Origin of the sequence: Stenotrophomonas sp. 1337 (genome assembly GCF_031455455.1) — a bacterium.
GTDB classification, from domain to species: domain Bacteria; phylum Pseudomonadota; class Gammaproteobacteria; order Xanthomonadales; family Xanthomonadaceae; genus Stenotrophomonas; species Stenotrophomonas indicatrix.
Genome location: NZ_JAVDSR010000010.1, coordinates 153685 through 168154 on the forward strand (window position 1 = coordinate 153685; position 14470 = coordinate 168154).

The 14470-nt window shown below is 67.2% G+C and carries 15 protein-coding genes; 9 read left to right on the forward strand and 6 right to left on the reverse strand.

All coding sequences use genetic code 11. The features are described from left to right. Positions 1-195 precede the first annotated feature (195 nt). The 4 genes from J2X70_RS14935 to J2X70_RS14950 all read left to right on the forward strand — a co-directional run bounded on the left by J2X70_RS14935 (position 196) and on the right by J2X70_RS14950 (position 3549). Positions 196-1044 (forward strand): MurR/RpiR family transcriptional regulator, encoded by an 849-nt coding sequence (locus tag J2X70_RS14935; protein WP_032975614.1) that lies wholly within the window; start codon positions 196-198, stop codon positions 1042-1044. A 12-nt stretch (positions 1045-1056) separates the two neighbouring features. Then, positions 1057-1821 (forward strand): L,D-transpeptidase family protein, encoded by a 765-nt coding sequence (locus J2X70_RS14940; protein WP_309911023.1) that lies wholly within the window; start codon positions 1057-1059, stop codon positions 1819-1821. Beyond that, a complete protein-coding gene (locus J2X70_RS14945; RefSeq protein ID WP_033830177.1) occupies positions 1818-3119 on the forward strand; it encodes an amino acid permease in 1302 nt (433 codons plus the stop codon). The genes J2X70_RS14940 and J2X70_RS14945 overlap by 4 nt, the downstream gene beginning before the upstream one ends. Positions 3120-3201: 82 nt before the next feature. After that, positions 3202-3549, forward strand: coding sequence for a hypothetical protein (locus J2X70_RS14950; RefSeq protein WP_025878246.1), 348 nt, complete (start codon positions 3202-3204; stop codon positions 3547-3549). A 107-nt stretch (positions 3550-3656) separates the two neighbouring features. Here J2X70_RS14950 and yiaA read toward each other — a convergent pair whose 3' ends face one another. After that, positions 3657-4109, reverse strand: a complete 453-nt coding sequence (gene yiaA / locus J2X70_RS14955) for an inner membrane protein YiaA (RefSeq protein WP_025878247.1) — start codon at positions 4107-4109, stop codon at positions 3657-3659. 172 nt (positions 4110-4281) lie between these two features. On the opposite strand from yiaA, the gene J2X70_RS14960 reads away from it, so the two are divergent. Next, entirely contained in the window at positions 4282-5448 is a 1167-nt protein-coding gene (locus J2X70_RS14960) for a PQQ-dependent sugar dehydrogenase (protein ID WP_279208795.1), read from the forward strand. A 106-nt stretch (positions 5449-5554) separates the two neighbouring features. On the opposite strand, the gene J2X70_RS14965 is transcribed toward J2X70_RS14960, so the two are convergent. From J2X70_RS14965 to folB, 4 genes are all read right to left on the reverse strand, one after another. Beyond that, entirely contained in the window at positions 5555-6148 is a 594-nt protein-coding gene (locus J2X70_RS14965) for a hypothetical protein (RefSeq protein ID WP_309911028.1), read from the reverse strand. 137 nt (positions 6149-6285) lie between these two features. After that, positions 6286-8460 (reverse strand): glycoside hydrolase family 3 N-terminal domain-containing protein, encoded by a 2175-nt coding sequence (locus tag J2X70_RS14970; RefSeq protein WP_309911030.1) that lies wholly within the window; start codon positions 8458-8460, stop codon positions 6286-6288. Positions 8461-8588: 128 nt separating this feature from the next. After that, entirely contained in the window at positions 8589-9860 is a 1272-nt protein-coding gene (locus J2X70_RS14975) for a mechanosensitive ion channel domain-containing protein (RefSeq protein ID WP_059065752.1), read from the reverse strand. 91 nt (positions 9861-9951) lie between these two features. Then, complete coding sequence (gene folB, locus J2X70_RS14980) at positions 9952-10305, reverse strand: dihydroneopterin aldolase (RefSeq protein ID WP_025878255.1); 354 nt, start codon at positions 10303-10305, stop codon at positions 9952-9954. Between the two features lie 365 nt (positions 10306-10670). Here folB and J2X70_RS14985 point away from each other — a divergent pair, with 365 nt between their 5' ends. Then, on the forward strand, positions 10671-11330 hold the full coding sequence (locus J2X70_RS14985; protein ID WP_309911058.1) for a hypothetical protein: 660 nt from the start codon (positions 10671-10673) through the stop codon (positions 11328-11330). A gap of 42 nt (positions 11331-11372) precedes the next feature. Here the strand turns inward: J2X70_RS14985 and tsaD are convergent, their stop codons facing one another. Then, on the reverse strand, positions 11373-12398 hold the full coding sequence (gene tsaD / locus J2X70_RS14990) for a tRNA (adenosine(37)-N6)-threonylcarbamoyltransferase complex transferase subunit TsaD (RefSeq protein ID WP_309911033.1): 1026 nt from the start codon (positions 12396-12398) through the stop codon (positions 11373-11375). 166 nt (positions 12399-12564) lie between these two features. Here tsaD and rpsU point away from each other — a divergent pair, with 166 nt between their 5' ends. From rpsU to J2X70_RS15005, 3 genes are all read left to right on the forward strand, one after another. Beyond that, positions 12565-12780, forward strand: a complete 216-nt coding sequence (rpsU, locus tag J2X70_RS14995; RefSeq protein WP_002808376.1) for a 30S ribosomal protein S21 — start codon at positions 12565-12567, stop codon at positions 12778-12780. Between the two features lie 133 nt (positions 12781-12913). Then, on the forward strand, positions 12914-13357 hold the full coding sequence (locus tag J2X70_RS15000; RefSeq protein WP_032975623.1) for a GatB/YqeY domain-containing protein: 444 nt from the start codon (positions 12914-12916) through the stop codon (positions 13355-13357). Between the two features lie 105 nt (positions 13358-13462). Continuing rightward, positions 13463-14422 carry a YihY/virulence factor BrkB family protein gene (locus J2X70_RS15005; RefSeq protein WP_059065748.1) on the forward strand — a complete coding sequence of 320 codons (960 nt, stop codon included), beginning with the start codon at positions 13463-13465 and terminating at the stop codon, positions 14420-14422. Positions 14423-14470 lie beyond the last annotated feature (48 nt).

Genomic DNA, 14470 nt, shown 5'->3' on the forward strand with positions numbered 1-14470 from the left:
GGACCTGCGGTGCTCGGCTCGCTTGAAGGCGGACTCAACTGCAGCTCCGGGTAGATCCACGCCATGCGTGGATGTCCTTGCTCCTGCTTTTGCCCCACTCCGTACCCCCTTCGCGGCTGGCACCCGCCCGAGCCACCACATACTCTGCTCTACGCCGCCAACCGCAACGCGCCTACACATGCCCGGACGCCCCGCATGCCGCCCCTGCTGAAAATCCGCACCGAGCGCGGGCAGATGTCGGCCATCGAACGCCGCATCGCCGACTTCATCCTCGACAACGCGCACCTGCTGCGCGACTACTCCTCACAGCAGCTGGCCAGCGCGCTGGGCATCAGCCAGTCCAGCGTGGTCAAGTTCAGCCAGAAGCTCGGCTTCAAGGGCTACCCGGACCTGAAATATTCCATCGGCGAGGACGTCGCCCGCGCCGGTGCCGACCCACAGCAGGCGCCCGCCGAACCGGACATCAGCGATGACTACCTGCGCCTGGGCGACGCCCTGCGCCGCAGCAAGGCCCAGGCCGAGGAAGAAACCCGCCAGGCCAACCCACGCGAGGAGATCGAGCGCATCGTGCAGCTGCTCGACGGCGCGCCCAAGCTGTTTGTGCACGGTCTCGGTGACGACGGCCTGTACGCGCGCGAATTCGCCATGCGGCTGTCGCTGCTCGGCCTGCTGGTGGTGCCACATACCGATCCGATCCTGATGCTGGCCAACCTGTCCGCCGCGCGCCCGGGCGATGTGCTGCTGATGTTCTCCGAGTTCGGCAAGTTGCCGCAGCTTTCGCAGCTGTCGCGCCAGTTCCAGGACATGGGCGGCAAGGTAGTGTCGATCACCCGCCACACCGCCAATCCGCTGCGCGCGCATGCCGATGCAGCACTGGTGGTGTGCGCGCACGACCGCGCGCCGCAGGTGGCGCAGCTGCTGTACCGTAGCGCCATGCATGCCCTGCTCGATTTCCTGTTCGTGCTGCTCTGCCACGCCAATCCGGATCGCCAGCAGCAGCTGGCGGTGAACCTGGAACGGATCGACCACCTGCTGGATTCCTGACCGGAGCGCCCGATGAACCTGCTGCTGGCCCGCCTTGCATCTGCCGCGCTGCTGCTCGTTGCCGCAGCTGCTCTCTACGCTGCCCCACTGGACAACGCTCGCCAACTGATCGTGGTCACCAGCGAGACCTGGGACAGCACGCAGGGCCAGCTGCAGGCCTTCGTGCGCGACGGCAAGCACTGGCGCAGGCACGGCCAGGCCTTCCCGGTGGCGCTGGGTCGCACCGGCAGTGCCTGGGGCCTGGGCCTGCATCCTGCCCAGACCGACGGTCCGCAGAAACAGGAAGGCGATGGCCGCAGTCCGGCCGGTGTGTTCGCGCTGGGCAGCGCGTTCGGCTATGCCATCACCCGGCCCGGCACGGCAATGACCTATCAGCCGATGCTCGAGAGCAGCTACTGCATGGACGTGCCAGCATCGCCGTTCTACAACCGCATCGTCGATGCGAAGAAGGTGGGCAGCGCCGCCATAGCCGGTTCCACCGAACCGATGCGGCTGGACCTGCACAACCAGGGTGACGTGCGTTACCGGGAAGGCTTCGTGATCGCGCACAACCCGGACAACCAACCCGGCAAGGGCAGCTGCATCTTCGCCCATCTGTGGCGCCAGCCCGGCGAGGCCACCGCTGGCTGCACTGCGATGCCAGAGGTGCGCATGCAGGCGTTGCTGGACTGGCTGCGCCCGCAGGACACGCCACGCTTCGTCCTGTTGCCAAGGGCCGAATACCAGCGCCTGCAGGCACAGTGGAAACTGCCCGCGCTTGAAGGAGCCGTACGTTGAGCGCCGCCGACGAACCCCAACTGCAGCGCGCGGTCAGCCGCTGGCAGATCGTCGGCCTGTCCATCAACGATGTGGTCGGCAGCGGCATCTACCTGCTGCCGGCGGCCACGGTCGCCCTGCTCGGTCCCTTCAGCCTGTGGGGCGTGGTCGCCGCCGGCATCGTCGTCGCCCTGCTGGTGCTGTGCTACGCGCAGGCGGCCAGCTATTTCGATGAACCTGGTGGCAGCTACCTGTACGCGCGCGAAGCGTTTGGCCGCTTCGCCGGCTTCGAGATCGGCTGGATGATCTGGCTGACCCGCATCAGCTCGGCCGCAGCGCTCAGCAATGCGCTGGCCGACGCTGTGGCGCGGTTCTGGCCGTGGGCAGGCGCAGGCATGGGCCGTATCGCGATCATCGTTGTCTCGCTCGGTTTCCTCACCGGGGTGAACATCATCGGCGTGCGTTCGGCCGCCCGCACCGGCATCGTGCTGGTGATCGGCAAGATGCTGCCGCTGCTGTTGTTCGTGGCCATCGGCGCGTTCTACATCGACCCGCAGCTGGCCTTCTCCGGCCAGCGCCCGGACCCGCACGACCTGCAGCGCATGGGCGAGGCGGCGCTGCTGTTGCTGTATGCCTACGCCGGGTTCGAGAACATTCCGGCCGCAGCCGGTGAATACCGCAACCCACGCCGCGACATCCCGTTCGCGCTGATCACCATGATCGTCACCGTCACCGTGATCTACGCGGCGGTGCAGATCGTGGCGCAGGGCACGCTGCCCGGCCTGGCCAACTCGGCCACGCCACTGGCCGATGCGGCCTCCAGCTTCGGCGGCGAGGCGCTGGCGCTGATCCTCACCGTGGGCGCGACCATCTCCATCCTCGGCACCAACAGCAACACGATGATGATGGGCCCGCGCTTCCTGTTCGCCCTGGCCCGCGATGGCTACGGCCCGAAGGTGCTGGCGCAGGTGCACCCGCGCTTCCGTACCCCGGCCGCGGCGATCTTCTGCCAGGGCCTGATCGCCCTCGGCCTGGCGCTGTCCGGGTCGTTCGTGCAGCTGGCACTGCTGTCGATGACCACACGCCTGTTCGCCTACATCGGCACGGCCGCCGCAGTGCTGGTACTGGCCAAGCGCTATGCCGACCGTCCCGGCGCGCTGAAGCTGCCCGGCGGCCCGTTGATTCCGGTGCTGGCCCTGCTGCTGTGCGTGGCCCTGTTTGCCAGTGCCAGCTGGCAGAACATCGTCGCAGCGCTGGTCGCCTTCGCCGTTGGCGCGGTGATCTACAAGCTGCCGCGCAAGGATGCCGCTGCTGATTGACCTGCCGATCACGCTGCCGGTCCGGCGCGTTAACCGGCCGATGGGCACGATCAGGCTTCGTCCACTACGGAGCCTTCTGTCCATGAGCCCCGATTACCAGATCCCCGGTCGCGTGCCGGAAGACAGCACCCCGCGCGAGGCCATTTCCGACTACTGGCGCGACCGCTACAGCGCCGAACCGTATTACGACGCCAGCCTGCTGTTCGATGACTACGAGCCGGCCTATCAGATCGGCCACGCAGCACGCTTCAACGAAACCCGCGCCGATCAGGTGATCCGCGCCTACGAACAGGTCGAAGCGGAGTTGCAGTCCCGCTGGGCGACGGAGCGCGGCAAGAGCCGCCTGGAATGGGATCAGGCCCGCGCCGCTGTCCGCCGCGGTTGGGATGAAGCCCATGTGGCCGATCCGCGGCTGACGCGCCACGGTTGACCCCTCCAGCAGTTGACTGATGCAGCCCCAGTAGCGCCGAGCCCCTGCTCGGCGCCTTCTGCGTTGCAGGCCTGGCCTGGGCAGGCGCTTGGCGCTACCTCAGCCGGTCATTCCTGTTCCGGCAGCGGCGGGATCGACGACGCGCGCTTGGGCTCGGCCGCGTTGGCGGCAATCAGGTCGCGGGTGTTCTTCTGCACCGCCACCGCGCCAAACAGCGACAGCGCGAACGCCATGCCGTAGAAGCCCTTTTCGCTCAGCACCAGAGTGGCGTTCCACAGGCCGACCAGCAGCAGCAGCAGCGCCGACAGCAGTGCGAACCAGCACAGCGCGTAGTACAGGCCGCTCACCGGAATGGCCTCGACGCGGTCGCGCACGCTCTTCTGCAGCGATACCGCTGCAAACAGGCCGAACAGCAGCAGGGTCAGGTAATAGCCCTTCTCGTTCAGCGGCATCTCGGCATTGAACAGGCCGACCAGGTAGGCCACCGCGCCCAGCAGCAGGGCCACCCACGAGGCGGCGATGAAGGCGGGCGAGGGTCGATGGATGAGGGGTGCGTTCATTGCAGGTCCTTGGCAGACAGGCGGGCAATGCTTTGCCCGGGCGACAACACCCTAGACGATCCGCGCCATGCCGCACAGGGGGGAGCAGGACCTTCGGGCCACGACCGTCACCGCCCCGGTGGTATACAAGGGAGAGCCTGGCCATCCGCATCCCCTTCCGCTGGAGATACCCATGACCCGCACGCCCCTGCTGCTCGCCCTCGGCCTGCTGCCGATCCTCGCCACCACCGCCTGCAACGCGGCCGGCCCTGATGCGTCTGAGCAGAAGGCTCCGGCAACCGCCGCGGCCAGCGCAGACCAACGCCCCTTCACCGCCACCGAGGTCAGCCGGTTCGACCAGCCGTGGGCGATGACCTTCCTGCCCGATGGCAGCCTGCTGGTCACCGAAAAGCGCGGCAAGCTGCAGCACTTGGACCTGGCCAGCGGCCAGAAACATGAGATCACCGGTGTGCCGAAGGTCGCCTACGGCGGCCAGGGTGGGTTCGGTGACGTCATCCTGCATCCGGATTTCGCCCGCAACCATGTGGTGTACGTCAGCTACGCCGAGGAAGGCACGCTGGACACGCGCGGCGCGGCCGTGGCCCGTGCCACCCTCGCCCTCGATGCCAACGGTGGCGGCCAGCTGAAGGACCTGAAGGTGATCTGGCGGCAGACGCCGAAGGTCAGCGGCGAAGGCCACTACGGCCACCGCCTGGCCTTCGGCCCGGACGGCAAGCTGTGGATCAGTTCGAGCGAACGGCAGAAGTTCGATCCTGCGCAGGACATGAGCGGCAACCTGGGCAAGATCATCCGCCTCAACGACGACGGCAGCCTGCCGGCCGACAATCCGTTCGCCTCGCAGGGCGGCGTGGCCGCGCAGGTGTGGTCGCTCGGCCACCGCAACGTGCTGGGCATCGCCTTCGATGCCAACGGCAAGCTGTGGGCGCAGGAGATGGGCCCGGCCGGCGGCGATGAGCTGAACCTGATCGTGCGCGGTGCCAACTACGGCTACCCGATCGTGTCCAATGGCGACCACTACGACGGCCGTCCGATTCCCGACCATGACACCCGCCCGGAGTTCGCCGCACCGAAGGTGACCTGGAACCCGGTGATTTCCCCGGCCGGCCTGATGTTCTACAGCGGCAGCCTGTTCCCGCAGTGGAAGGGCAGCGCCTTCATCGGCGGGCTGTCGTCCACCTCGCTGGTGCGGGTTGCCTTCGACGGCGACAGCGCGCGCGAGGCCGAACGCTTCAACATGGGCGAGCGCATCCGCGAAGTGGAACAGGGCCCGGACGGCGCGCTGTGGCTGCTGGAAGACGGCAGCAAGGCACGGCTGCTGAAGCTCACGCCGAAGGCCTGACGGCCGGGTGGTGCCGGCTGCTGGCCGGCACCTGCAGGAGACCTGGTTGCCGGCCAGCGGCCGGCACTACCGATCTGGAACGGCCCTGCATACGGGGCCGTTTTCGTTACTGGATGGTGCCGACCTTCACCTCGGTGCGCGTGCAGGCCTTGTCCAGGCACTCGCTGGTCAGCCAGACCTGGCCATCGCCGACCATCACGCCCTGCTGGTTGACGAACACCGTGCCGAAGTCCTGCGCGGACACCGCCTTGACCACCGCCGGGGTGATGATCTTTTCGTAGTTGCGCTGGAATTCACCGGGCCCGGTGATCTTCCTGCCACCGCTGATGTTCAGCGGGAAACGCACTTCTTCAACCACCGCCGCGCGATCGCCACCGACCACTGCGGTCTTGAAGGCAGTGAATACTTTTTCATACTGCGCCGCATCGCCGAGCAGCGTCTCGATGCGCGCGCGGGCGTCGTCTGCCGCCGCAGGTGCTGCGGGGTTGGCAGCATCGGCCGGCGTCGCAGCCGCATCCTTGGCGTGCTCCGCCGCAGCCTGTGGCGCGGCGACGGCATCGGGCGTGGTGCTGGCGGCCGCTTCGGCCGGCGTCGCGCCCGTCATCGGCGGAGGCGCATCGGCGGCAGGTTCGGGCGGTGGTGCCGGCTGCGAGCACGCTGCCAGCAACAGGACAGGAACAAGGTAGGCCATCGTGCGCATGCGCGGTCTCCATCGGATCAGGCTCCGATGGTAGCGCCGGGCCGTGCCCGGCGTGTTCGCCATGGGTGAGGACGCCGGGGATGGCCCGGCGCTCCTCATTGCCAGTAGATCCACGCCATGCGTGGATGCTCTACCGATCAGGCCTTCAGCAGTTCGAACTGCACCGCGTCACCGGCCATCGACGAGGCGCACACCCACACGTCGAACAGGCCCGGCTCGGCACGCAGCACGCCGTCGCGGCCGGTGAATGCCAGCTGTTCACGGGTCAGGGTGAACACCACCTCTGCCGACTCGCCCGGCTGCAGGGCCACCTTGCGGAAGTCCTTCAGCTCGCGCACCGGCCGCACGCGGCTGGCCACGCGGTCGTGGATGTACAGCTGCACCACTTCCTCGCCAGCCACCTTGCCGGTGTTGGTCAGCATGGTGGTCAGGGTCAGGGTGTCGTCCCAGCCGACGCGCGCACTGCTCAGCTGCGGCACGCCGTAGGCGAAGGTGGTGTAGCCGATGCCATGGCCGAACGGGTACAACGGCTCGTTCGGAATCTCGCGCCAGCGTGCCTTGAATTCCGACATCGTCGGCAGTTCCGGGCGACCGGTGCGCGGGTGGTTGTAGAAGTACGGCTGCTGGCCGGACACCTGCGGGAAGCTGACCGGCAGGCGGCCGGAGGGGCTGTAATCGCCGAACAGCACATCGGCCACGGCATGGCCGGTCTGCGTGCCCAGGTACCAGGTGATCGCAACGGCATGCGCATTGCGCACCGCGCCCTGCAGGGCCAGCGCGCGACCATTGCGCAGCAGCACCACCAGCGGCTTGCCGGTCATCGCCACCGCTTCGGCCAGCGCCTGCTGTGCCGGCGGCAGGGTGATCTCCACGCGCGACTGCGCCTCGCCGCTGTAACGCTGCGGCTCGCCCAGCGCCAGCACCACCACGTCGGCGCGCAGCGCAGCGGCCACGGCCGCCTCGGTGCCACCGGCAATGGCGGCTTCCAGTTCGCAACCCGGCACCACTTCCAGCAGCGCGTCATCGCCGATGGCCGCGCGCACGCCGGTTTCCAGATCCACGTAGCGCTGCTTGTCGCCGAACAGCGTCCAGCAGCCTTCGATGTTGTCGCGGTCCTGCACGAACGGGCCGATCAGCGCGATCTTCTGCCCGTTCTTCTGCAGCGGCAGCACGTTGTCGCGGTTGTTCAGCAGCACGATCGAACGGCGCGCGGCATCGCGCGACAGTTCGTCATGGGCGGCGATATGGGAGGTATCGGCTTCGCGCGCCGGGTCCAGCGAACGGTACGGGTCGTCGAACAGGCCGATGGCTTCCTTCAGCCACAGGATGCGGCGCACGCCTTCATCCAGCACGCTCATCGGCACCTCGCCGCTCTCCACCAGGCCCGGCAGGTGCTCGGCGTAGAAGCCGCTCTGCATGCTCAGGTCCAGGCCGGCGGTGAACGCCTTGGCGGTGGCATCGCGGTCGTCGGCGGCATAACCGTGCGCGACCAGTTCCATGTCGGCGGTGTAGTCGGAGATCACCACGCCCGGGAACTTCCATTCACCGCGCAGGATGTCGGTCAGCAGCTCGGCGTTGGCGCTGGCCGGCACGCCGTTGATGTCGTTGAACGAGGACATCACGGTGATCGCGCCAGCGTCGAAGGCCGCCTTGAACGGCGGCAGGTGCACATCGCGCAGGGTCTGCGGCGAGATGTCCACCATGTTGTATTCCATGCCGGCCATCACCGCGCCGTAGGCGGCAAAGTGCTTGGGCGTGGCCAGCAGCGAGTCGGCGGCCCGCAGGTCGCTGCCCTGGAAGCCACGCACGCGGGCAGCGGCGAAGGCACAGCCCAGTACCACGTCCTCACCGGCACCTTCGGCACCGCGGCCCCAGCGCTGGTCACGGGCGATGTCCACTGCCGGTGCGTAGGTCCAGTGCAGGCCGGCAGCGGTGGCTTCAACCGCAGTGGCGCGCGCGGTGCGCTCGGCCAGGTCCGGCTCGAAGCTGGCGGCCTCGCCCAGCGGAATCGGGAACACCGTGCGCATGCCGTGGATGACGTCGGCCGCCAGGATCACCGGGATGCCCAGGCGGCTCTCCTCGGTGGCGACCTGCTGGATGCGGCGGCCGAGCTCGGCGCCGACACCGTTGAACAGCGAGCCGACCTTGCCCTCGCGCACCTGCTGCAGCACCTGGTCGGCATTGCGCACGTTGGCTTCCGGGTTCACGTCCGGGGCGAACGGGCGGACCATGTCCGCGAAGACACCCAGCTGGCCGACTTTTTCCTCGACGGTCATCTGGGCAATGAGGGATTCGATGCGATCGGAGGCCACCGGCAGTCCTTGATGAAAACGTTTACAAGCCCGGCATTCTAGCGATCCCGGACGATTTGGCGAGAGGTTTCGTCATTCAGTTTCAGCCACCCGCCGGATCCGTACGGTCTGGCCGGGGGCATCGCAGCTTACTCCGAGCCGGCCAACTGGCGCTGCCCGGCCATCAACATCGCGTCGCTGGACGCCTGGAACACCCGCAGGCCAAAGGCCGGCAGGATCGCCAGCAGGTGGTCGAAGATGTCCGACTGCACCGCCTCGTATTCGCCCCAGGCGGTACTGCGGGTGAAGCAGTACAGCTCCAGCGGCAGGCCTTCGGTGGTCGGCTGCAGCTGGCGCACCAGCAGGGTCATATCGGTATGGATGCCCGGGTGGCTGGCCAGATAACGCTCCACGTAGGCGCGGAAGGTGCCCAGGTTGGTCACGCGGCGGCTGTTGACCTCGGCCACGCCCTGCTCGCGCAGGCGCCCGTTCCACTGGCCCAGCTCCTGCTGCTTGCCGCGCAGGTAGTCGCCCAGCAGGGCGAACTGGCCGAGGAAGGCCAGGTCCTGTTCCTCCATGAAACGCACGCTGTGCTGGTCCAGGAACAGCGCGCGCTTGATCCGGCGGCCACCGGCCTCCTGCATGCCGCGCCAGTTCTTGAACGACTCGGTCACCAGCTTCTTGGTCGGGATGGTGGTGATGGTCTTGTCGAAGTTCTGCACCGTCACCGTATGCAGGGCGATATCGATGACATCGCCGTCGGCATTCTGGCTGGGCATCTCGATCCAGTCGCCGATACGGATACGCCCATCACCACTGATCTGCACGCTGGCCACCAGCGACAGGATGGTGTCCTGGAAGATCAGCATCAGTACTGCGGTGGCCGCGCCCAGGCCGGTGACCAGGTAGCGCAGGTCGACACCGGCGAGGGTGGCAACGATCGACAGCCCGGCGATCACGAAGATGATGATCTTGGCGACCTGCAGGTACCCCTTGATCGGCTTGTTGCGCGCCTCGGGGCGACGTTCGTACAGGTCGTTGGCCGCATCCAGCGCATGCGACAGCGCCAGCACAACGGTCAGGATCGCCCACGCCTGGCAGGCACCGATGATGAAGCCGACCAGGCCCGGCGGCAGGTCCGGCACGATACGGATGCCCGAGGCGATCACTTGGCTGGGCACCACGTTGGACAGCCGCGAAATGACCCGCATCAGATGGCTGCCGCGGCCGGTATCGGCGCCGGGCAGGCGGTTGAGCAGGCGACGCAGGCCGCGCAGCAGGATGCGCTTGGTCACCCAGTTGGCCAGGCCGGCGGCAACCAGCAGCGCCGAGATCATCAACGCCAGGTAGGCGCCAGGATAGGGTTCCAGTGTGTTCTGCAGCTTTTCCAGCCACTGTACCGCCACCACTGCGTCCACCATCGGTTGTCTCCTTCTTCATTGCTGTTGAGGTTGCCGGCCAGCGGCCGGCACTACCTGGGGTTGCCAGCCGACGGCCGGCACTACCGGCGTGTCAGTCCCGCGAGCGTTCGATGATCACGCCGACCGCACGTGCACCGCGCACCGCCCCGGGCTTGCTCAGCTTCAGGCGCAGCCACTTCACGTCGAACTCGTCCAGCACGATCTGCGCGCAGCGCTCGGCCAGGGTCTCCACCAGGCCGAACTCCGATTCGCGCACGAACTGCTCCAGGCGCTTGCTGACTGCCTTGTAGTTCAGGGTATGGGCAATGTCATCGCTGGCGGCCGGGCGACGGTTGTCGAACCCCATCTCCAGATCGAACACCAGGTCCTGGCGGATCCGCCGCTCCCAATCGTAGATGCCGATCAGGGCGTCGATCGTCAGCCCTTCGATGAAAACCTTGTCCATTGCGGTTACCAGCCGGAAAACAGGCGGCCATGGTAACGGGACGGCAGTGAGCCTGCCCGGAACGGAGGTGGGTCGCCGGGCATTCGCAAGGTCTGGAAAAGACAAAGGGCCCTGCTAGCGGGGCCCTTTGGTACTACCGTTTTGTCCCCGGGGGGAGCTTTCTCAAGCCGCGGGTCCCGGTGGCGCAGGCACTGAGGTTAGGCAAGGTCCCAATCGCCGGTCAAGGCCAATTGCGACAAAGCAGCTCACGGAATTCGTCCGAGCCGAAACACAGGAAATCGGTCACGCAGGCAACGGCGTTCCCCGATGGTGATCGCCGCCGTCTCTGGCCAGCATCGACCCTTCCTTCACCACCGCACATCACGATGGCTGCATACGATGCATTGAGGCGCGCTCTGTCAGCGGAGCGCCTGTCGACCTACGAGAGAATTGCATCGGCCTGCAGCCCGGGTGTCACCGCCGAATCCCTGTACCTGTGGAACATGCGGATGTGCGGTGCGCTGATGATGCCGGTGCATCTGTGCGAAGTGGTCATCCGCAACGCAGCCGCATCGGCGCTGGCCCGGCAACATGGGCCTCGATGGCCGTGGAATGATGCCTTCCGACGCAGGTTGCCGGCATCTTCATCCGCTTCGGCGAGAACCGCACTGGAACTGGTCGCCGGCCGTACCACCGACACACCCGAGATCGTCGCCAACCTGCCGATGGTTTTCTGGCAGCAGCTCTTCACCTGCCGCTTCGACGCTTCGCTGTGGATACCAGCGCTCAGCGGCGTTCTACGCCATGCGCCTTCGGCCCATCCCAGTGTCACCAGGAAAGCCATCCACGCAGATGTCGGACGCATCCGCCACCTGCGCAACCGCATCGCCCACCACGAACCGATCCTTGAGCGCGACATCGGCGCCGACCTGGCCGCGATCGGGCGGCTGATCCACGCCCGGTGCCCACACACGCTGGCATGGCTGCAGCGCCATGAACGGGCGACGACGGTATTGGCGGCGTCGCCGTTGGCAGGGCGTCCATAATGCGTCCGCCGGGCATGGCCCGGCGCTACCGGTTGCGGGGCTTCACACCGCCGGCAGCGTCGCCATGTCCCAACGCGGGGTGACGTCCACCTTCGGCGGGCTGTGCTGGCCCGCCAGCAGGCGCAGCGCGCCGGCGAAGGCGATCATCGCGCCGTTGTCGGTGCACAACGCCGGCCGCGGGAAGCAGGCGCGGCCGCCGAGGCGCTCGGCCATCTGCTGCAGGCGGGCGCGCAGGCGCTTGTTCGCACCCACGCCGCCGGCCACCACGATCACATTGGTGCCGGCCGCTTCCAGCGCGCGTTCGCACTTGATGCACAGGGTCTCGACCACGGCGTCTTCAAAGCCACGGGCGATGTCGGCGCGGGTCTGCTCGCTCTGGTCGCTGTCGCGCCAGGCCATCAGGACCTGGGTCTTCAGGCCGGAGAAGCTGAAATCCAGGCCGGGGCGGTCGGTCATCGGCCGCGTGAAGCGGTAGACGCCCGGCGTGCCCTGCTCGGCCAGCGCGGCCAGCTGCGGCCCGCCCGGGTACGGCAGGCCCATCATCTTGGCGGTCTTGTCGAAGGCTTCGCCTGCGGCGTCGTCCAAGGTTTCGCCCAGCAGCCGGTACTGGCCGATGGCATCGACGGCCACCAGCTGGGAATGGCCACCGGACACCAGCAGGGCCACGAACGGGGCCTGCGGCGGATCGTCTTCCATCAGCGGCGCCAACAGGTGACCTTCCATGTGGTGCACGCCCACGGCGGGGACCTCCAGCGCCCAGGCCAGCGACCGGGCCACGCCGGCGCCCACCAGCAGCGCCCCGACCAGGCCGGGGCCGGCGGTGTAGGCCACCCCGTCGATGTCGTTCACGCCAAGCCCGGCCTCGGCCAGCGTCTGCCGGATCAACGGCAGCAGCTTGCGCACGTGGTCACGGCTGGCCAGTTCAGGCACCACACCGCCGTACTCGGCGTGCAGGGCGATCTGGCTGTAAACCGCATGGGCGCGCAGGGCAGCGCTGCCGGCCAGGTCGGTGTCATACACCGCCACGCCGGTCTCGTCACAGGAAGATTCGATGCCAAGGACTCGCATGCCTGCTATTATGACGCCCCTGCCAACCCCTCGGGGAACTGGCAGGCCTCACTGCAATCCAACAACTTGCCCCTATTCAGGATTTGTGGCTTGCAGTTTGTTTATTCGCCACTATAATGTGCGGCTCGCCGGGCGTGACCCGGTTCTACTGTGTCCCGGAGATTCCATGCCCAGCGTCAAAGTCCGCGAGAACGAACCCTTTGAGTTTGCTCTTCGCCGCTTCAAGCGCACTTGCGAAAAGGCCGGTGTGCTGGCCGAAACCCGCAAGCGCGAGTTCTACGAAAAGCCGACCCAGGAGCGCAAGCGCAAGGCCGCCGCTGCTGTGAAGCGTCAGCTGCGCCGCTCGTCGCGCGACGTTACCAAGCGTCAGCGCCTGTACTGATCGGACGCATCTTCATTGCGGTGGGCATTCCCTGCCGCGATGGAGTCGAAGCCGGCACGCGCGAGCGTCGCCGGCTTTTTGCGTTTCCGGGCCCGGGCATCCGCCCTGCCCCACTACCACCACGAGGTTCGTCATGAGCATGAAGCAGCAGCTCACCGAAGACATGAAGGCCGCCATGAAGGGCGGCGAGAAGCACAAGCTGGGCGTCATCCGCCTGATCAACGCCGCCATCAAGCAGAAGGAAGTCGACGAGCGCATCGAGCTCGACGACACCGCCGTGATCGCGGTGCTCGACAAGATGGTCAAGCAGCGCAAGGACTCGGTCAGCCAGTTTGAAGCGGCCAACCGCGAAGACCTGGCGGCAATCGAGCGCGCCGAAATCGTGGTGATCGAAGCCTACCTGCCGGCCAAGATGGGCGAAGCCGAGATTGTCGCGGCCATCCAGGCGGCCATCGCCGAAACCGGCGCCAGCAGCGCGGCCGACATGGGCAAGCTGATGGGCGCGCTGAAGCCCAAGCTGGCCGGCCAGGCCGACATGGGCCTGGTGTCCAAGCTGGTCAAGCAGGCGTTGTCGTAAGCAACGGCAGACCCGGGTCCCTTCCGCACTGCGAAGGGATTCCGGGACGCGCTCCTGCGCACCTGCTTCACCGCGTCTTCGACGTGGTGCTGCTACAACTCCGGCATGGTTGATCCAACGTCCCACGCCCCCGAAGACAGCGCGCCGCACGGCGGCCCCGCGTCCCTGCACAAGTACATCAAGCGCCTGCAGGACAGTTTCCCGATGGCCGTCGTCAAGCGCTTCGTCGAAATCGACGTGCTGACCCAGGCCGCCTCGGTTTCCTTCTATGCCCTGCTGTCGATGGCGCCGCTGCTGGTGCTGCTGCTGTGGCTGACCGCCTCGCTGTATCCGCCGGCACAGCAGGCCCTGGTCGACCAGATCAGCTCTGTGGCCGGCAGCAGTGCCGCGACCGTGGCCGAAACCGTGCTGAAGAATGCCGACAACCAGCCCGACGTCGGATCGCTGGCCGGGCTGTGGAGCACGCTGCTGCTGTTCGTTGGCGCCACTGCGGTGTTTGCCCAGTTGCAGAACGCACTGAACCTGATCTTCCGCACCAGCGGCGAACGCCTGGAGGGCATCAAGGCGTGGCTGCGCAAACGCGTGTTCTCCTTCGGCGTGGTGCTGGCGCTGGGCTTCCTGCTGATCCTGTCGATGACCGCCACCACCGTGCTGCAGGTGGCCTTTGCGCAGCTGCCCTCGATCCTGCCGGCCATCGGCTACCTGACCAGCCTGCTGCTGTACGCGGTCGGCTTCGCCTTCATGTATCACTACCTGCCGGACCGGCGCGTGGCGTGGCGCCAGGCCTTCATCGGCGGCCTCATCACCTCGGCGCTGTTCGCGCTCGGCCGCTATGGCATCGGCGTGTACATCGCCACCGTCGCACCGGGCAGCGCTTACGGCTCGATGGGTGCGCTGGTGATCTCGCTGGTCTGGATCTACTACGCCACCGTGGTCTTCTTCGTCGGCGCGCTGATGACCGCGGTGATCGATGAACGCCTGCGCGCACGCCATCATCTGCTCGCTGCCGGCATCGACCCTGGCACTGCGGCGAACGCGCCCGGGAACGTGGCCGGCAAGGGGTAAACTAGGGGGACTGACTTCCCCCCTTCCGCGTGGCTGCCGCCGCGCCCT

Excerpts from the sequence above, each read along its gene's own strand:
- J2X70_RS14935 (WP_032975614.1), top strand. The coding sequence starts at position 196 with ATGCCGCCCCTGCTGAAAATCCGCACCGAGCGCGGGCAGATGTCGGCC.
- J2X70_RS14940 (WP_309911023.1), top strand. The coding sequence starts at position 1,057 with ATGAACCTGCTGCTGGCCCGCCTTGCATCTGCCGCGCTGCTGCTCGTT.
- J2X70_RS14950 (WP_025878246.1), top strand. The coding sequence starts at position 3,202 with ATGAGCCCCGATTACCAGATCCCCGGTCGCGTGCCGGAAGACAGCACC.
- yiaA (WP_025878247.1), bottom strand. The coding sequence starts at position 4,109 with ATGAACGCACCCCTCATCCATCGACCCTCGCCCGCCTTCATCGCCGCC.
- J2X70_RS14960 (WP_279208795.1), top strand. The coding sequence starts at position 4,282 with ATGACCCGCACGCCCCTGCTGCTCGCCCTCGGCCTGCTGCCGATCCTC.
- J2X70_RS14965 (WP_309911028.1), bottom strand. The coding sequence starts at position 6,148 with ATGCGCACGATGGCCTACCTTGTTCCTGTCCTGTTGCTGGCAGCGTGC.
- J2X70_RS14975 (WP_059065752.1), bottom strand. The coding sequence starts at position 9,860 with ATGGTGGACGCAGTGGTGGCGGTACAGTGGCTGGAAAAGCTGCAGAAC.
- folB (WP_025878255.1), bottom strand. The coding sequence starts at position 10,305 with ATGGACAAGGTTTTCATCGAAGGGCTGACGATCGACGCCCTGATCGGC.
- J2X70_RS14985 (WP_309911058.1), top strand. The coding sequence starts at position 10,671 with ATGGCTGCATACGATGCATTGAGGCGCGCTCTGTCAGCGGAGCGCCTG.
- tsaD (WP_309911033.1), bottom strand. The coding sequence starts at position 12,398 with ATGCGAGTCCTTGGCATCGAATCTTCCTGTGACGAGACCGGCGTGGCG.
- rpsU (WP_002808376.1), top strand. The coding sequence starts at position 12,565 with ATGCCCAGCGTCAAAGTCCGCGAGAACGAACCCTTTGAGTTTGCTCTT.
- J2X70_RS15000 (WP_032975623.1), top strand. The coding sequence starts at position 12,914 with ATGAGCATGAAGCAGCAGCTCACCGAAGACATGAAGGCCGCCATGAAG.
- J2X70_RS15005 (WP_059065748.1), top strand. The coding sequence starts at position 13,463 with ATGGTTGATCCAACGTCCCACGCCCCCGAAGACAGCGCGCCGCACGGC.